This window comes from Dactylosporangium thailandense, assembly GCF_059739745.1.
Window position 1 is genome coordinate 9,086,846 of sequence record NZ_AP029195.1, and the last position, 16,504, is coordinate 9,103,349.

A 16,504-nucleotide genomic window follows, 5' to 3' on the forward strand; every position below is an offset into this window, starting at 1 on the left:
CGCTCAGAGCGTTGTCAGACCCGCGACCGCAGCGCCCTGGCCAGGAATCCGACGTTGGCGGGGCGTTCGGCGAGGCGGCGCATCATGTACGCGTACCACTGCGTGCCGTACGGCAGGTAGACCCGCACGGTGTAGCCCAGCCGGGCGAGGCGCAGCTGCTCCTCGGGGCGCACGCCGTAGAGCATCTGGAACTCGAACTCGTCCGGGGTGCGCTCGTACCACTTCGCCCGGTCCTCGCCGATGCCGATCAGCCGCGGGTCGTGGGTGGCGAGCATCGGGTACCCGCCGCCGGCCATGAGCACGTTGAGGCAGCGCACGTAGGACTTGTCCACGTCGAGGCGGCTCTGGTACGCCACCGACTCCGGCTCCTTGTAGGCGCCCTTGCACAGCCGGACCCGCGAGCCCGCGACGGCGAGCTCCCGGCAGTCGGCCTCGGTGCGGCGCAGGTACGCCTGCAGGACCGCCCCGGTGGTCGGGAACTCCCCGCGCAGCCGGGCGAGCACCTCCAGCGTCGAGTCGGTCGTCGTGTGGTCCTCGGCGTCCAGCGTCACCGTGGTGCCGGACTCGCTGGCCTTGGCGCAGATCGCGCGGGCGTGCTCGTAGGCGACCTTCTCGTCGAAGACCTGGCCCAGCGCGGAGAGCTTGAGGCTGACCTCGGCCGCCGGGGTCAGCTCGGCGGCGTGCAGCGCGTCGAGGAGCTTGAGGTATGCGTCCCGGGTCGCCTCGGCCTGGTGCGGGTTGGTGGTGTCCTCCCCGAGGTAGTCGAGGGTGCCGGAGAGTCCGTCCGCGACGAGCTCGCGGGTGCGCTGTAGCGCGTCGTCCGCGTGCTCCCCGGCGATGAAGCGGCGCACGATGCTGCGGCTGACCGGGGCGGTTTCAACGAGCCGCTCGACCCTCGTGGAGCGGGCGGCGGCGAGGATGACCGATCTGAGCATGAGCCGAGCGTAAACAGATCCGCCGTCGCCGGTGACGCCTGGTCGCCACTGTGGCATTTCTTGACTACCTTGGTCGGGTGGACTTCGACGCGTATGCGCGGACCGCCGTCGACATCGTCAACGCGCCGCTCGAAAGCATGCAAGATCTTGCTGCCCTCTTCGGCGAGGACAGCTGGCAGACCGCCGAGGCGACGGAGCGCGACCTGGTCGCCTTCCGCCGGGCCCGCAAGCGGCTGCGGGAGGTGTTCGAGCACGGCTCCTCCGGCCGGGACGTGGCCGCCGTGGCCGAGCTCAACGCGCTGCTCGAGGCCTACCCGATGCAGCCGCGCATCTCCGGGCACGACACCCACGACTGGCACATGCACGTGACCGGCCGCGGCTCGTCGGTGAGCTCGGAGCTCCTGGCCGGCGCGGCCTGGGGCCTGGCCGTGTGGCTGTGCGAGCACGGCAGCACCCGCTTCGGCGTCTGCGCCGACGAACGCTGCGGCAACGTCTACCTGGACACGTCGTCCAACTGCTGCCGCCGCTTCTGCTCCGAGCGCTGCGCCACCCGCTCCCACGTCGCGGCCCATCGCGCCCGCAAGCGCGCCGCCGAGACGAGCGCGGCGGCCCCGCTGCAGCCCGCGGCGAGCCCGGTGGCTGACGCCGATCGGGCGGTCGTGACGGCGTAAGTCCTGGAAACGCCTCCGGCGCGGGCAACTTCGGCATATCTTGCGTCTTGTGGTTCGCTTTACCGTGCGTCCGACAAGTCGGACACGCGGGCTTGGGCGATGCGGTGCCGGCCTCTGTTCTCGGCCGGCCCCCGACACCGGGTACGTCACCGGATCACAACGCCCTACGAAGGAGAAACAGCACCATGGCCCAGGGAACCGTGAAGTGGTTCAACGCTGAGAAGGGCTTCGGCTTCATCAGCGTCGACGGCGGAGCCGACGTCTTCGTCCACTTCTCTGCCATCCAGTCGGACGGCTACCGCAGCCTCGACGAGAACCAGCGCGTCGAGTTCGAGATCAAGCAGGGTCCCAAGGGCCCCCAGGCCGAGTCCGTACGCAAGATCTGACGCCGACTTCGGAGACGGCCCCGGCCCGCGCACCACTCCCGCGGTCGGGGCCGTTTCGCTTTGCTGCGCGATATGTCGGGCGCTTCGCGCCGCGACATATCGGATTTATACCCTGACAGGCGATAAATCCGATTCGCGCGCCTCACCGTCGGCACCGCGCGACGTTTGCGCAGCTCAAGCGGCCTCCCGAGCAGGTGGCGCGTCCGGGCGCGGTAGGAGATGCCGAGGCCGGTGCCGCGGCACGCGGCGCGTACAGGTGCGGCACGCGGCGCAACCGGTGCCGCGGCACGCGGCGCGTACAGGCGCGGCACGTGCCGCAAATCGCCGCTTTGGTTCGCCGCTAGGGACGGCAGACGCCAGGAACCGGCCACGCCAGCCAGCGGCACAACCGGTGACGCCCTAAACCGCCGCATCGGTCGGCCACGAACGACGGCACATGCCAGGGAACGGGTGCGCCACCAAGCGGCGAGCGCCGCTGACGAGCGCGCGGCCAACCGGCGCAAGCAGCAAGCGCCGCTGACGAGCGCGCGGCCAACCGGCGCAAGCAGCAAGCGCCGCTGACGAGCGCGCGGCCAACCGGCGCAAGCAGCAAGCGCCGCTGACGAGCGCGCGGCCAACCGGCGCAAGCAGCAAGCGCCGCTGACGAGCGCGGCCAACCGGCGCAAGCAGCGAGCGCCGCGAAGCGCCGCTTCGGTCCGCCATCAGCGACGGCCAGCGGCGCAACAGCACACGCGGAACAAGGTGGCGCGGCCCGCAAGCAGCGGCTCAGGCGACCGGCGACGGCGTGGCAAGGTGCTGGCGAGCGAACCGCAGCGACTCGGCCAGATCAGCCTCCCGCTCCGCCCGGCTCCCCGCCTTTCGAGTCCCGACCTCGACCGCCACCGACCCCGTGAAGCCCCGCGAGTCGAGCGAGGCCAGCAGCTTCGCGCACGGCATGCTCCCCCGCCCCGGAACAAGGTGCTCGTCGCGCCCCTTGCCCGTGCCGTCGCCGAGGTGGACGTGGGCCAGGTTGCCGGCCATGGTGTCGGCGAGCGTCATCACGTCGGTGCGCGAGGCGGCGCAGTGCGAGAGGTCCAGCGTGTAGGCGTCGAACCCGGTCAGCGTCGGGTCCCAGCCGGGCGCGTAGGGCACGAACTCGCGGCCCACCCCGCGCAGCGGGAACATGTTCTCCACGGCGAAGCGGATGCCGGGGAACTGCCGCCCGAGGCGCAGCAGGCCGGAGGAGAACGTGCGCGCGTAGTCGCGCTGCCACGCGAACGGCGGGTGCACCACGACGGTGTCGGCGCCCAGCGTGTCGGCGAGCTCGGCGGCGCGGCGCAGGCGCTCCCACGGGTCGGGGCTCCACACCCGCTGGGTGACCATCAGGCACGGGGCATGCACGGAGCGCACCGGCACGTTGTAGTGCTTCGAGAGCCCCGCCAGCGCGCCCGAGTCCTGGCTGACCGCGTCGGACCAGACCATGACCTCGACGCCGTCGTAGCCGAGCTGGGCGGCCATCTCGAAGCCGGCCGCGGTCGGCTCGGGAAAGACCGAGGAGGTGGACAACAGGACCGGAACTTGGCGACTCACACCACCAGGCTAGCCCGATTCGGGTAGCGTCTCCTGTCGATCAACTCGACTCCAGCACTTCCAGCCGGCGAAGAATCACTCCTTCGCGCAGCGCCCACGGGCAGATCTCGACCTCGTCGATGCCCAGCACCCGCATCGTGGCCTCGGCCACCACGGCGCCGGCGAGGATCTGGTGCGCGCGGCCGGGGCTGACGCCGTCGATCTCGGCCAGCGCCGAGGACGACATGCGGCGGATGAAGGAAAGCACCTGGTGCAGGCCGGTGCGCGTGAGGCGGCGCGACACCCGCGGACCGGCGCCGCTCGGGGCCGCCCCGGCCAGGCGGGCCAGGGTGCGGAAGGTCTTCGAGGTGGCGACCGGGCGGTCCCACCCGCTCACGAGCAGTCCCGGCGCGACCTTGCCGACGACGGTTTCCGCGTACTCGCACAAGGCGTCCACCGAACTCGCCGACGGCGGATCCCCGGGCAGCCGCTCCCGGCTCAGCCGCCCGGCCCCCAGCGGCACCGACAGCGCCACGTCCGGCTCCTCGTCGATGCCCGCGGCGAGCTCCAGCGACCCGCCGCCGATGTCCATCACCAGCAGCCGCCCGGCCGACCAGCCGAACCACCGGCGCACGGCCAGGAAGGTCATGATGGCCTCGGCCTCGCCGGAGAGCACCTGCAGGTCGACGCCGGTCTCCTCGCGCACGCGCTTGAGCACGCGGGCCGAGTTCTTCGCGTCGCGCACGGCCGAGGTGGCGAAGGCGAGCAGGTCGTCGGTCTCCAGCCGGGCGGAGGCGTCGCGGGCCTGGGCCACCGCGGCGATGAGGCTGTCGGCACCGGCCTTGGTCAGCTCGCCGTTGCCGCCGATGCGCTCGGCGAGGCGCAGCTCGGCCTTCTGCGAGTGTGCCGGCCACGGGTGGGCGCCGTGGTGGGCGTCGACTACCAGCAGGTGGACCGTGTTGGAACCGACGTCGAGCACACCGAGTCGCATGGTCAAACCGTATCCGCGTGGGGTTTCGGCCGCGCGCGGAGGACGGCGTACGCTTCGTCGAATGGACATCCACGTCGAGGTCGAGGACCTCGAGGACCCGCGCAGCCTCGAGGTCGACCTCGACTTCCCGCGCGAGTGGCTCGAGTTCTCGGACCCGGCCGACGCCGACCACCTCATCCGCGCCGACCTGACCTGGCTGCTGTCCAACTGGACGTGCGTCTACGGCACCGGCTGCCACGGCATCATCGAGGGGCGCGCCGAGGAGGGCTGCTGCTCGCACGGCGCCTTCTTCACCGACGACGACGACCAGGAGCGGGTGCGGGCGGCGGTCAAGAAGCTCACGCCCGAGCACTGGCAGCACTATCGCCGCGGCTTCAAGCGGTGGACCGAGAACGACACGATCGACGGCAAGAACAAGGCCCTGCGCACGGCCACGCGGCCCGGCGGCGGCTGCGTCTTCCAGAACGACCCGGGCTTCGAGGGCGGGGGCGGCTGCGCCCTGCATGGCCAGGCGCTGCGCGACGGCGTGCACCCGCTGGAATACAAGCCGGACGTCTGCTGGCAGCTGCCGGTGCGCCGCGACCAGGACTGGCGCAAGCGCCCCGACGGCACCAAGGTGCTCGTCTCCACGCTCGGCGAGTTCGACCGTCGCGGCTGGGGCGAGGGCGGCCACGACCTGCACTGGTGGTGCACCTCGTCCCCGGAGGCGCACGTGGGGGCGAAGCGGCTCTACCAGGAGTACGAACCGGAGCTGACGGCGCTGATCGGCAAATCGGCGTATGCGCGGCTCGCGGAGCTCTGCGCGGCGCGGGCCGAGCAGGGCATGATCGCCGAGCACCCGGCGACCACCGGGGCCAGGAACCTAAAGCTCATCCCCATCAGACCGGTCTGAGCCGGAGCGGGAACGGCGGGCCCGCGCGACCAGCGAGTAGCCCACCGCCACCAGCGACAGCCCGATCAGGATGCTCGGCAGCAGCCGCGGCCAGCGGGCCTGGGCGAAGGCGGTATAGGCGGAACTGACCGCCAGCAGCAGGCCGACGACCATCATGAGCAAGCCGGCCGGGCCGGTGTTGAAGCTGCGCACCAGGCAGAACGCTACGGCAGCCGGGCGTGTCGTGAGGCCGGACTCCTCAAGTCTCGTCCGGGTGAGCCGAAGGTCCGGGCGTGACGAGCCTGCCCACGATCAACGCCCTGGTCGACGTGGTGCTGATGGACGGAGAGGCCTATCAGTCCCGCGTCGAGGACATGAGTGGCAAGCGCCTGACCGTGGCCGCGCCCTTCGGTGTGATACCGGCGGACGTGCCCAAGGTCGGCGCGTCCATGGAGCTCGCCTGGGTGGCGGGCGACCGGCGCCAGGCCGTGGACGTGCGCCTCGTCGAGCTCAGCCGCGAACAACCGCCCCGCTGGTCGCTGGAGGCGGTCGGCTCGATCCGCCTGCAGACGCGCCGCAACTACGTGCGCGGCGGCGGGGGCGAGTGGGTCGAGGTGCGTCACGGCGGCTCGACGTACCAGGGCAGGGTCATCGACCTGTCCGAGGGCGGCGTGCGGTGCCGGATGCTGGAGGACCGCTTCGAGCGCGACGACCGCGTCGACGTGAAGGTCTCGCTGGAGTCCGAGTCGATCACGCTCAGCGGGACCGTCCTGTTCGTCCGGCGGGATCCCGAGAACGCCACCTACGACGTGATCATCACGTACGAGACCAGCGAGCTCATCGGCCGCGCGATCCGCGGTTACGTCCTGCGCCGCGAGATGGAGGAGCGCAGGCGCAACCGCGAATCCGTGGCGAACGCCGGGTAGGGCGGGCCCGCCGGCCTACGGCTCGAACTTGTAGCCGAGGCCGCGGACGGTGACGATGTACCGCGGCGCCGAGGGCTCCGGCTCGATCTTGGAGCGCAGCCGCTTGACGTGCACGTCCAGCGTCTTGGTGTCGCCGACGTAGTCCGCACCCCAGACGCGGTCGATCAGCTGGCCGCGGGTGAGCACCCGGCCGGCGTTGCGCAGCAGCAGCTCGAGCAGCTCGAATTCCTTGAGCGGCAGCTGTACGGCATCCCCCGCCACGGTCACCACGTGCCGGTCGACGTCCATGCGCACCGGGCCGGCCGAGAGCGTCGGCGGGGCGAGCTCGCCGACCGTGTCGACCTGGCGGCGCAGCACCGCGCGGATGCGCGCGACCAGCTCGCGGGGCGAGTAGGGCTTGGTGACGTAGTCGTCGGCCCCGATCTCCAGGCCGACCACCTTGTCGATCTCACTGTCCCGCGCCGTGATCATGATGATCGGCACATTGGACTTCTGCCGCATCTGCCGGCACACCTCGGTGCCGGACATCTCGGGCAGCATGAGGTCGAGCAGGACGATGTCCGCGCCGGTGCGGTCGAACTCGGTCATGGCCTCAGTGCCGGTCGCCGCGATCGAGACCTCGAAGCCCTCGCGGCGAAGCATGTACGACAACGGGTCCGAGATCGACTCTTCGTCCTCGACCACGAGTACGCGCGCCAACGTGCTGTCCTTTCGTAGCTGCCGGGGAACCGCACTGCGCTGCGAACCGCGGGTGGAAGGTTGCTGTTGCGTAACGATCATGGGGCCCCTCCGATCTCAACTGACGGCGGTAGCGTCAACGCGGCCTCCGTCGGACGCGAAGGCAGCCGCAACGTGAACGTCGAGCCAACTCCTACTGTGCTCGCCACCGTCACCCGGCCACCGTGGTTGGTGGAGATGTGCTTGACGATCGCGAGGCCGAGCCCGGTGCCGCCGGTGGCCCGGGAGCGCGCCCGATCGGCGCGGTAGAACCGCTCGAAGATGCGGTCGAGGTCGCGGGGCTCGATGCCGATGCCCTGGTCGATGACGGCGATCTCGACGTACCCGTTGTCCTCGCTGGTGGCCACGGTGACCGCGGTGTGCTCCGGCGAGTACGCGATCGCGTTCTCGACCAGGTTGGCCACGGCCGTGACGAGCTGGTTCTCGTTGCCGTAGACCTTCAGCCCGCGCGCGCCCGTGAAGCGCAGCTCGATCTCCTTGGCCGAGGCCGGGGTCTTGGCCCGGTCGAGCACCTCGGCAGTGATCTTGTCGACGTCGACCGGCTCCGGCTCGGGCAGCGGCTCCGCGCCCTGCAGCCGGGACAGCTCGAGCAGCTCCGAGACCAACCGGCCCAGCCGCGACGACTCGTGCTTGATCCGCTCGGCGAAGCGGATGGCGGCCGCGGGGTCCTTGTCGGTCGCGTCCAGCAGCGCCTCGGCCAGCAGCTGCAGCGCGCCGACCGGGGTCTTGAGCTCGTGACTGACGTTGGCGACGAAGTCCCGGCGCACCCGGGCGACCCGGTGCGCCTCGGTGACGTCGGCCGCCTCGATCGCGACCCGGCCGCCGTCGAGCGCGCTGGCCCGCACGTTGACACCGAGCGGCTCGCCGTGCGTCAGGCGGGGCAGGTCGAGCTCGACGACGCGGGTGATGCCGGTGCGCCGCACCTGGCCCGCGAGCGTGCGCACGATGGTGTGCGCCTCCTCGGTCGGCTCGGCGCTGCCACCCTGGCGCTGCCGGACGAGGCCCATCTCCCGCGCCGCCGCGTTGGCGAGCACGGGACGGTCGCCCTCATCGAGCACGAGCACCCCGACCTGCAGCGCGTCGAGGATGTCGGTCACCGCCGGACCCTCGGACTTCGCCTGCCGGAACTTCCAATCCACGATCCGATGGTAGGAGACCATCTAGCGCATCCAGCGCGCACGAAGGCACGAATCGGGCTCATGTGGTCCAGTGTTCATCCTGCTGGCGGCCACTGTTCACCAGGTGTGCCGGGTTCGGGCCATACGGTGAGGGTCACAACGATGGGAGCACTATGCGCGACGAATACCGTGCCGATCTTCTGCAGGTCAACAAGCTGCTGGTGTGGATGGCCGACGCGGTGCGCTCGGCCATGAGCCGGGCCACCAACGCCCTGCTCAACGCCGACCAGACCGACGCCGAGGAGGTCATCGCCCGCGACGCCGAGGTCAACGCGCTCTACCGGCTGGTCGAGGACAAGGTCTACGACCTGTGCGCCCGCCAGGCCCCGGTCGCCTCCGACCTGCGGCTGCTGCTGACCGCGCTGCACCTCGCGGCCGACCTCGAGCGCATGGGCGACCTCGCCGACCACGTGGCCAAGACCGCGCTGCGCCGGCACCCGGCCCGCGCCGTGCCGGAGCCGCTGGTGGCGACGTTCGAGCAGATGGGCACGGTGGCGGACCGGATCGCCGGGAAGATCTCCTCGGCCATCTCCAAGCTCGACGTGGTCGCCGCCGGGCAGCTCGAGCGCGACGACGACGCCATGGACAAGCTGCACACGGACCTGTTCGGGATCATGTTCGCGCCCGGCTGGGCCGAGGGCACGGAGGCCGCGGTCGACGGGGCGCTGCTCGGGCGGTTCTACGAGCGGTACGCCGACCACGCCGTCAATGCCGGCCGTCACGTCGTGTTCCTCGTCACGGGCGAGACGCTCGACACCCGCGACGCCGTCAAGGACTGACGTCAGCGAACGAAAAAGGGGGGCCGGGTCGTCGACCCGGCCCCCTTTCGTGTCGTGCGTGATCAGCGACCCTGGTTGGCGACCGCGGCGGCCGCCTCCTTGGCCGCCTCCGGGTCCAGGTAGGTGCCGCCGGCCGTGATCGGCTTCAGCGCCGCGTCGAGGTCGTAGCGCAGCGGGATGCCGGTCGGGATGTTGAGCTTGGCGATCGCCTCGTCGGAGATGCCGTCGAGGTGCTTCACGAGCGCGCGCAGCGAGTTGCCGTGGGCCGCGACGAGCACCGTCCGGCCGCTCAGCAGCTGGGGGACGATCTGGTCGTACCAGTACGGCAGCATCCGGGCCACGACGTCCTTGAGGCACTCGGTCTTGGGCCGCAGCTCCGGTGGCAGGGCCGCGTAGCGCGCGTCGCCCGCCTGCGACCACTCGTCGTCGTCGGCGATGGCCGGCGGGGGCGTGTCGTAGGAGCGGCGCCAGAGCATGAACTGCTCCTCGCCGAACTCGTCCAGCGTCTGCTTCTTGTTCTTGCCCTGCAGGGCGCCGTAGTGCCGCTCGTTCAGCCGCCAGCTGCGCTGGACGGGGATCCAGTGCCGGTCGGCGGTGTGCAGGGCGATCTCGCTGGTGCGGATGGCACGGCGCAGCACTGACGTGTGCACCACATCCGGCAGGAGACCGGAATCACGGATCAGCTCGCCGCCCCTGCGGGCCTCGGCCTCTCCCTGGGCGCTGAGGTCCACGTCGACCCAGCCGGTGAACAGGTTCTTGGCGTTCCACTCGCTCTCACCGTGCCGCAAGAGCACCAGTGTCCCGACTTCACTCATAACCCCATGGTCCCGTACCGAATCACTTCGACATCACACGGCCCCGGTGTAAGGATGCGAGACCGTGGCGGAACTTACGGGGAAACGGCGGCTGCCGAGCCAGTTCTGGGTGTTGTGGACGGCCACGCTGGTCAATCGGGCCGGCGGCTTCGTCATCATCTTCCTGACGATCTACCTGACCACCCAGCGCGGCTTCAGCCCGACCACGGCCGGTCTGGTGATCGGGCTCTACGGCGTCGGCGGCGCGGTCGGCGTCACGGCCGGCGGCCACCTCGCCGACCGCTGGGGCCGCCGCCCGACCGCCCTGCTGTCGCTCTTCGCCACCTCGGCGCTCATGATCGCCCTCGGCCTGGCCCGCGGCCCGGCCGAGATCGCGGCGGCCGCCCTGCTGCTCGGCGCCGCGGCCGAGTCGGCCCGCCCGCCGCTGGGCGCGATGATCGCCGACATCGTGCCGGGCGAGGACCGGATGCGCGCGTTCAGCACCTACTACTGGGCCATCAACCTCGGCTTCGCGGTGTCCGCGGTGGTCGCCGGGTTCGCGGCCCGGGCCGGGTACTTCACGCTGTTCGTCGGCGACGCGGCCACCACCGCGGCCGCCGGGCTGCTGGTCGCCTGGCGCATCAGGGAGACGAAGCCGGCCGTCGCGCCGCACGAGGAGCACGAGCGCGGCCGCCTCGCCACGGTGCTGCGGGACCGGGTGTTCCTAGGGTTCGTGGCCTGCAACCTGCTCATCGCGCTGGTGATGCTCCAGCACATGTCGATGCTGCCGCTGGCGATGATCGACGACGGCCTGCCCAGCGAGACGTTCGGCGTGGTCATCGCGCTCAACGGGGTCATGATCGTGGCCGGGCAGATGGCGGTGAGCCGGCTGCTCGCCCGGCGCCGGCCCGCGCTCGTGATGCCGTTCGCCACGGTGGTGATCGGGCTCGGATTCGGCCTGACCGCGTTCGCCCACACGCCGCTGCTGTACGCCGGGACGGTGCTCGTCTGGACCGCGGGCGAGATGCTGCAGGCGCCGTCCAACGCGGCCCTGCTCGCCGGGCTGTCCCCGGTCTCGATGCGCGGCCGCTACCAGGGCGTGTTCGGCCTGAGCTGGCAGGCGGCTTCATTCCTCGCCCCCACGCTGGGCGGGGCGGTGCGCGACCTGGCCGGCAACACGGCGCTGTGGCTCGGGTGCCTCGGCGCGGCGCTCGCGGCCGCCGTCTGGAGCCTGCTGGCCGCCCCCGCCCGCGAGCGCCGGGTCGCCGCTCCGGTCGAGAAAGACCTGGCTAAGATCCAACTGTAAGGGGTCTTAACAAAAGGAGTGCTGACTTTCGTGCGCAACTGGTACCGGTCCACGATCGGCGGCCTGCCCAGCCTCTACTGGTACCTCTGGACCGGCATGCTGATCAATCGCGTCGGCGGATTCGTCGCGCTGGTCCTGTCGCTGTACCTCACCTCCGCACGGCACCTCGCGATCCCCGTCGCGGGCCTGGTGGTGGGCGTCTACGGCATCGGCGGCATCGCGGGCGTGCTGCTCGGCGGGGTGTTCGCCGACCGCTGGGGCCGCCGCCCGACGCTGCTGCTGGCGCACTTCGGCGCGGTCGCGGTGCTCGCCGGCCTGACCGTGGCCCGCCCGATCCCGGCGATCGCGGTGCTGGCGGCCCTGCTCGGCCTGATGCACGCGATGCCCGGCCCGGCCTTCGTGGCAGCCATCGTCGACGTGACCCCGGCCGACGACCGCAGCCGCGCGTTCAACCTGCAGTTCTGGGCGTTCAACCTGGGCATGGCCGTGGCATCGGTACTGGCCGGAGCCCTCGCCGAGGTGAGCTTCACGCTGCTGTTCGCCGTCGACGCCGCCGGCACCCTGGTGACCGCGCTGCTCATCCTGTGGAAGGTGCGCGAGACGCGCCCGGCGCACCGGGTCACCACCAAGGCCGCGGGCGGGCTGCACACGGCGCTCACCGACCGCGCGTACATGCTCTTCGTCGCCCTGTCCCTGCTGCTGGCGGTCCTCGGCACGCAGACGTCGACGATCCTGCCGCTGGCGATCACCGGCGACGGGCTGCGGCCGTCGGTGTACGGCTCGGTGGTGGCGTACGCGGCCCTGCTCATCGTCGTCGGCCAGCTCTTCGTGCCGCGGGTCATCGACCGCTGGCGCAAGGGCACCGCGCTCGCGATCGCGAACGTCTTCCTGGGCCTGGGCTTCGCCGCCGTCTCGCTCGCCGACGGCGTGCTCGGCTACCTGGCCGCCGCGACCGTGTGGACCATCGGCTCGATGATCGCCGCCCCGCCCAACGCCGCGGTCATCGCCGAGCTGTCCCCCGAGGCGCTGCGCGGCCGCTACCAGAGCGTGTTCTACCTGACGTTCCCGGCGGCCGGCTTCATCGCTCCCGCGGCCGGTGGGGTCAGCCTGCAGTACCTCGGCGACTGGCACTGGATCGTGTGCGGCGGCCTGGGCCTGCTCGCCGCGGCCGGCCACCTGCTCATCCAGCCCGCCCGGGAGCGCCGAGTGGCCCGCGACCTCGCCGCGAACGAGGAGCTTGCGGTGCCCGTCGCCGGCTAGCCACCCGGGCCTGCTCGCCGCGGACGAGGAGTTTGCGGTCCCCGTCGCCGGCTAGCGACGCGGGTCACCACAGGCTCGGCGAGCCGGGCCCGCTCGCCGCGGACGAGGAGTTTGCGGTCCCCGTCGCCGGGTAGTGGCGCTGGTCACCACGACGGCGGGAGGCGCCTTGGACGGCTCGGCGGGTTTGTCGGCGCGGCTCGAACCCGCACCGCCGGACACCGTCGTCATCCGTCTCGCGGGCGAGCTGGACCTGGCCACCCGGGAGCAGGTGACCGAGGCGGTCCGGGCGGTACTGCCGGCGTTCCACCCCGAGGCGCTCGTGCTCGATCTCGACGCGGTGACGGTGCTGGACTCGGCCGGAATCGGGGCGCTGGTGGGCTGCTGGAAGCTGGCGGCCGGGGTGGGGTGCGTGCTGAGCCTGCGCAATCCGCGGCCGCTCGCCTACGCGCAGCTGGAGCTCACGGGCCTGCTGGACATCTTCGCGCTCCCGGCCGCCCGCTGAACCGGCCCGCCCGGCACCCGGCACCCAGCACGCGGCACGCGACACCCGGCACGCGGCACCCCGCGCACGGTGCACGGCACCCGGCACGCGGCACGCGGCGCACGGCACACGGCACGCGGCGCATGGCAAGGCGCATCCGCAGGCCGCTCACCCACCGCGCAGCTGGTTCCCACAGGCGTGACTGGACGTCTTCGCACGCCCGGCCGCCCGCTGAACCGGCCCGCCCGGCGCCCGGCAAGTCCCGCCGGCCATTCGCCTACCGACCCGCCCGCGCTCGGCAAGGCCCGCCGGCCGCCTGCTCACCCACAGCTGCAGCTCACGGGCCTGCTGAACGTCCCGCGCCAGTCGAAGAAAACCACCAGACCCGACATATCCGCGGTCGGGGTATAAGTCCGAAATGTTGGCGGTTTCGCCTCAGAGCGTGCCGTCGTACTTCGCCGCGCCGCTCACGGTCCCGTCGGCCCGCAGCCGCGAGCGGGCCGCCGAGTCCCCGTACAGGCCGTAGCGGAAGAGGTCGAGCATCGACTTGCTCACGGCGTTCGCGGCCGGCGTCGTGCCCCACAGCGACGCGCCATGGTCGCCGCCGATGAGCGTGAGCAGCCCCTTCGGCCATGGGTCGTTGTCGAAGAGCGATTTTCCGCTGCTGAAGGGCACAGTGGCGTCGGCGTCGCCGTGGATGAACAGCACCGGGGTCGCCGCGCCGGAGAACTTGCCGCCCATCGAGCCGCCCGACACGACCACGGCGCCCTTGAGGCGGCTGTCGCGAGTGGAGCCCGAGAGCAGGCCGGCGGTGGTGTACCCGCCGGCGGAGTGCCCGGCCGCGCCGACGTGGGCGGTGTCGATGCGCCCCGCGAGCGGCGAGCCGGACTGGCCGTCGAGCTTGAGCACCTCGGTGATGACCGCGGACGCGTCGGCGGGCTGGTTGACCATGTCGTTCTGGTTGAACGGGTTCGCCTTGTCGTTGGTGAACGGGTAGGCGGGCGCGGCGACGACGAACCCGGCGGCGGCGATCTTCTGGGTCACGCCGCTGTACCCCTCCGGCGAGCCGTGCAGCCCGTGGCTCCACAGCACCAGGGGGTAGCGTCCGGCCGTCTTCGGGTACCAGACCACGGTCCGCAGCGTCCGTCCGGCCCGCGTGAACGTGAACTGGCTGCTGGTGGTGGCGAAGGTCTGCGCCGGCGCCTTGCCACCGCCGCCCGCGGGAGCTGTGGCAGTGGTCGTCTTGGCGGGGGCACTGGTCGCGGCGCGGGCCGCGAGTCCCCCGCTGCCGTCCTCGGCGAAACTTCCATCGACGGCACTCGGCGCCACGGAGGCGTCGGCCGAACCGGGAACTCCCCCATTGGCGGCCTGGGATCCACACCCGGCGAGCCCGGCGAATGCGGCCAGCAGAATGGCGGCCGTCATCAGACGCCTACGCATGCGAGGAAATTACGGGCTTCAAGCCCTCGGCGTCTTTACGCGCGCCTTAAGTTTCGACTCGTACCGGCGGCAGCGGGTGCGTGCACCCCCAGTCCACGACACCCGCTCTGTGCCGCCGGTTGCGATGACACGCCCCGCCCGGACACGTCATCGCGAGTGGGCCTTACGGCCCGGAACACCCCCGCCGCTCCCCAACTTCAGGAATCGCCGGATCCGTCAACGACGGTACGCGGCACACTATTGGCCCGCCAAGTAAACGGGCTGTCGGCTCGCTCACACACTGGAAACAATTGAAATCGGCCGAGATTTCAAGCGCATGGCCACCGGTCACAACGACAGGAGGAGCCGTGGCAATGCTCAGGCCGGGCGGTTCACGAAGTCGGTGAATGCCCGCAGGTTGTCGAGGGGCTCCCCGCGCTTGACCCGCCACTCCCACTCGCGGCGGATCGCCGAGCCGAAGCCGATCTCCAGCATCGGGTCGAAGCTCTCGTCGGCGTACGTCAGCACCGACCCCAGCAGCCGGTCGAGCTCCGCCTCGGTGACGGCGTGCAGCGGGAGCCGGCCCATGAGGTACACGTCGCCGGCCGAGTCGACGCTGAAGGCCACGCCGTACATGCGGGCGTTGCGCTGCAGCAGCCACTCCCACAGCGCCTCGCGGTTCTCGTCCGGGTGGCGCATGACGAACGCCTCGACCCGCAGCGCGTGCTCGCCGACGATCAGGTTGCAGTTCGTCTTCTGCTTGTGGGTGCCGGGCAGGGTCACGACGTACGCGTGCTCGCCCGTACGCTCCCACGGGATCTCGCGCTCGGCCGCCACCCGCTCGATCAGCGCCGAGATCTCGTCCTTGGCGCTCATGCCGCCACCGCCTCCCGGTGGAACGCCAGTGCGTCGCGGTAGGCGGCCAGCAGCCCGCTGGCCGTGTGGGCCCAGGAGAACTCGCGTGCGTGGCGCACCGCGCCCAGCGACAGCGCCGCCCGCCGGGCCGGCTCGGCCAGCAGCGGCCCGAGCACGCTCGCCCAGTCGGCCGGCTTGTGCGTGTCGACCAGCACGCCGGAGACGCCGTCGCGCACCGCGGTCACCAGCCCGCCGACGGCCGCCGCGACCACCGGGGTCCCGCAGGCCTGCGCCTCGATCGCGACCAGCCCGAACGACTCGTTGAAGCTCGGCACCGCGACGACGTCCACGGCCCGGAACAGCTCGGCGAGCGCGTCGCGCGGCTGGGGCGGCAGGAACCGCACGATGTCGGCGATGCCCAGGTCGCGGGCGAGGTCCATGAGCGCGGTGGGCCGGTCGAGGCCGGAGCCGCTGGGGCCGCCGCAGATGACCACGAGCAGCTTGGGGTCGCGCGCCCGCAGCTCGGCGGCGGCGCGCAGCAGCACGTCGGGGGCCTTGAGCGGCTGGATGCGCCCGGCGAAGGCGACGATCCGGGCGTCGGCGGGCAGGCCGAAGCGCTCGCGCGCGGCGAGCTTGCGGTGCGGCCGGGGCACGAACCGGTCCAGGTCCACGCCGGGCGGCACGACGCTGACCTTGCGCGGGTCGGCGGCGTAGAGGTCGATGAGCTCCGCGGCCTCGGCCGGGGTGTTGGCGACCAGGCCGTCGGCCGCCGCCACCACCTGCTCCTCGCCGATCACCCGGGCGATCGGCTCGGGCTTGTCGCCGTCGGCGAGCAGCTGGTTCTTGACCTTGGCGAGCGTGTGCGCGGTGTGCACCAGCGGGACGCCCCACCGGTCCTTCGCGAGCCACCCGACCTGCCCGGAGAGCCAGTAGTGGGAGTGGACCAGGTCGTACCAGCCCGACGGCCGGGCCGCCTCGGCCCGCAGCACGCCACCGGTGAACGCGCACAGCTGCGCGGGCAGGTCCTCCTTGGCCAGGCCCTCGAACGGCCCGGCGATGACGTGGCGCACGAGCACGCCCGGGGCCATCTCCACCGTCGGCGGCAGCTCGCTGTTGGTGGCCCGGGTGAAGATCTCCACCTCGACGCCGGCCCGCGCGAGCCGCTCGGCCACCTCGACGATGTAGACGTTCATCCCGCCGGCGTCGCCGGTGCCCGGCTGGTCCAGCGGGGACGTGTGCACCGACAGCGTCGCGACGCGCCTCGGGAGGATACGGCGGGACTGCGGGGTGTGGCCATACAGCGAATCGACCCGCGCCACGTCGTGCTCCTGTCTGTTGCCGACCGGTTACATCTTCCCAACCGTCC

Annotated in this window: 17 protein-coding genes and 1 pseudogene; 8 read left to right on the top strand and 10 right to left on the bottom strand. The window is 71.8% G+C overall.

Features of this window, described 5'->3' with window-relative positions; all coding sequences use genetic code 11:
* Positions 1–14: 14 nt before the first annotated feature.
* Positions 15–935, bottom strand: a complete 921-nt coding sequence (locus AC6JBM_RS40400) for a proline dehydrogenase family protein (RefSeq protein WP_497979089.1) — start codon at positions 933–935, stop codon at positions 15–17.
* 77 nt (positions 936–1,012) lie between these two features.
* On the opposite strand from AC6JBM_RS40400, the gene AC6JBM_RS40405 reads away from it, so the two are divergent.
* Positions 1,013–1,606, top strand: a complete 594-nt coding sequence (locus tag AC6JBM_RS40405; protein WP_497979090.1) for a CGNR zinc finger domain-containing protein — start codon at positions 1,013–1,015, stop codon at positions 1,604–1,606.
* A 185-nt stretch (positions 1,607–1,791) separates the two neighbouring features.
* On the top strand, positions 1,792–1,992 hold the full coding sequence (locus AC6JBM_RS40410; protein WP_433082962.1) for a cold-shock protein: 201 nt from the start codon (positions 1,792–1,794) through the stop codon (positions 1,990–1,992).
* A 765-nt stretch (positions 1,993–2,757) separates the two neighbouring features.
* On the opposite strand, the gene AC6JBM_RS40415 is transcribed toward AC6JBM_RS40410, so the two are convergent.
* Both AC6JBM_RS40415 and AC6JBM_RS40420 read right to left on the bottom strand, forming a co-directional pair.
* Positions 2,758–3,561 carry a sugar phosphate isomerase/epimerase family protein gene (locus AC6JBM_RS40415; protein WP_497979091.1) on the bottom strand — a complete coding sequence of 268 codons (804 nt, stop codon included), beginning with the start codon at positions 3,559–3,561 and terminating at the stop codon, positions 2,758–2,760.
* A gap of 40 nt (positions 3,562–3,601) precedes the next feature.
* Positions 3,602–4,531, bottom strand: coding sequence for a Ppx/GppA phosphatase family protein (locus AC6JBM_RS40420; RefSeq protein WP_497979092.1), 930 nt, complete (start codon positions 4,529–4,531; stop codon positions 3,602–3,604).
* A 61-nt stretch (positions 4,532–4,592) separates the two neighbouring features.
* Here AC6JBM_RS40420 and AC6JBM_RS40425 point away from each other — a divergent pair, with 61 nt between their 5' ends.
* Positions 4,593–5,423 (top strand): DUF3109 family protein, encoded by an 831-nt coding sequence (locus AC6JBM_RS40425; RefSeq protein ID WP_497979093.1) that lies wholly within the window; start codon positions 4,593–4,595, stop codon positions 5,421–5,423.
* Here AC6JBM_RS40425 and AC6JBM_RS40430 read toward each other — a convergent pair.
* Complete coding sequence (locus AC6JBM_RS40430) at positions 5,394–5,615, bottom strand: hypothetical protein (RefSeq protein ID WP_497979094.1); 222 nt, start codon at positions 5,613–5,615, stop codon at positions 5,394–5,396. The two genes, AC6JBM_RS40425 and AC6JBM_RS40430, sit on opposite strands and share 30 nt — an antisense overlap.
* Positions 5,616–5,695: 80 nt before the next feature.
* Between AC6JBM_RS40430 and AC6JBM_RS40435 the strand changes: the two genes are divergently transcribed.
* Complete coding sequence (locus AC6JBM_RS40435; RefSeq protein WP_497979095.1) at positions 5,696–6,328, top strand: PilZ domain-containing protein; 633 nt, start codon at positions 5,696–5,698, stop codon at positions 6,326–6,328.
* 15 nt (positions 6,329–6,343) lie between these two features.
* On the opposite strand, the pseudogene AC6JBM_RS40440 reads toward AC6JBM_RS40435, so the two are convergent.
* Together AC6JBM_RS40440 and AC6JBM_RS40445 are read right to left on the bottom strand one after the other, a co-directional pair.
* Positions 6,344–7,036: pseudogene (locus tag AC6JBM_RS40440) on the bottom strand (winged helix-turn-helix domain-containing protein); the annotation flags it as partial.
* 68 nt (positions 7,037–7,104) lie between these two features.
* Positions 7,105–8,205 (bottom strand): ATP-binding protein, encoded by a 1,101-nt coding sequence (locus tag AC6JBM_RS40445; RefSeq protein WP_497979096.1) that lies wholly within the window; start codon positions 8,203–8,205, stop codon positions 7,105–7,107.
* Between the two features lie 152 nt (positions 8,206–8,357).
* Between AC6JBM_RS40445 and phoU the strand changes: the two genes are divergently transcribed.
* The gene (phoU, locus tag AC6JBM_RS40450; RefSeq protein ID WP_350612270.1) at positions 8,358–9,023 is read left to right on the top strand and encodes a phosphate signaling complex protein PhoU; all 666 of its coding nucleotides are present in this window, start codon (positions 8,358–8,360) and stop codon (positions 9,021–9,023) included.
* Positions 9,024–9,085: 62 nt separating this feature from the next.
* On the opposite strand, the gene AC6JBM_RS40455 is transcribed toward phoU, so the two are convergent.
* The gene (locus AC6JBM_RS40455; RefSeq protein WP_433613162.1) at positions 9,086–9,838 is read right to left on the bottom strand and encodes a phosphoglyceromutase; all 753 of its coding nucleotides are present in this window, start codon (positions 9,836–9,838) and stop codon (positions 9,086–9,088) included.
* A gap of 64 nt (positions 9,839–9,902) precedes the next feature.
* Here AC6JBM_RS40455 and AC6JBM_RS40460 point away from each other — a divergent pair, with 64 nt between their 5' ends.
* From AC6JBM_RS40460 to AC6JBM_RS40470, 3 genes are all read left to right on the top strand, one after another.
* Positions 9,903–11,123, top strand: coding sequence for an MDR family MFS transporter (locus AC6JBM_RS40460; protein WP_497979097.1), 1,221 nt, complete (start codon positions 9,903–9,905; stop codon positions 11,121–11,123).
* A 30-nt stretch (positions 11,124–11,153) separates the two neighbouring features.
* Positions 11,154–12,383 (top strand): MDR family MFS transporter, encoded by a 1,230-nt coding sequence (locus AC6JBM_RS40465; RefSeq protein ID WP_497979098.1) that lies wholly within the window; start codon positions 11,154–11,156, stop codon positions 12,381–12,383.
* A gap of 166 nt (positions 12,384–12,549) precedes the next feature.
* Positions 12,550–12,885, top strand: a complete 336-nt coding sequence (locus AC6JBM_RS40470; RefSeq protein ID WP_497979099.1) for an STAS domain-containing protein — start codon at positions 12,550–12,552, stop codon at positions 12,883–12,885.
* Between the two features lie 414 nt (positions 12,886–13,299).
* Here the strand turns inward: AC6JBM_RS40470 and AC6JBM_RS40475 are convergent, their stop codons facing one another.
* The 3 genes from AC6JBM_RS40475 to mshA all read right to left on the bottom strand — a co-directional run bounded on the left by AC6JBM_RS40475 (position 13,300) and on the right by mshA (position 16,457).
* Positions 13,300–14,304: an alpha/beta hydrolase family protein gene (locus tag AC6JBM_RS40475; RefSeq protein ID WP_497979100.1), complete on the bottom strand. Its 1,005-nt coding sequence runs from the start codon at positions 14,302–14,304 to the stop codon at positions 13,300–13,302.
* 357 nt (positions 14,305–14,661) lie between these two features.
* Positions 14,662–15,159 (bottom strand): type III secretion system chaperone family protein, encoded by a 498-nt coding sequence (locus tag AC6JBM_RS40480; protein ID WP_497979101.1) that lies wholly within the window; start codon positions 15,157–15,159, stop codon positions 14,662–14,664.
* Positions 15,156–16,457, bottom strand: a complete 1,302-nt coding sequence (gene mshA, locus AC6JBM_RS40485; protein ID WP_497979102.1) for a D-inositol-3-phosphate glycosyltransferase — start codon at positions 16,455–16,457, stop codon at positions 15,156–15,158. Before mshA ends, AC6JBM_RS40480 begins: the two co-directional genes overlap by 4 nt.
* Positions 16,458–16,504: the final 47 nt, after the last annotated feature.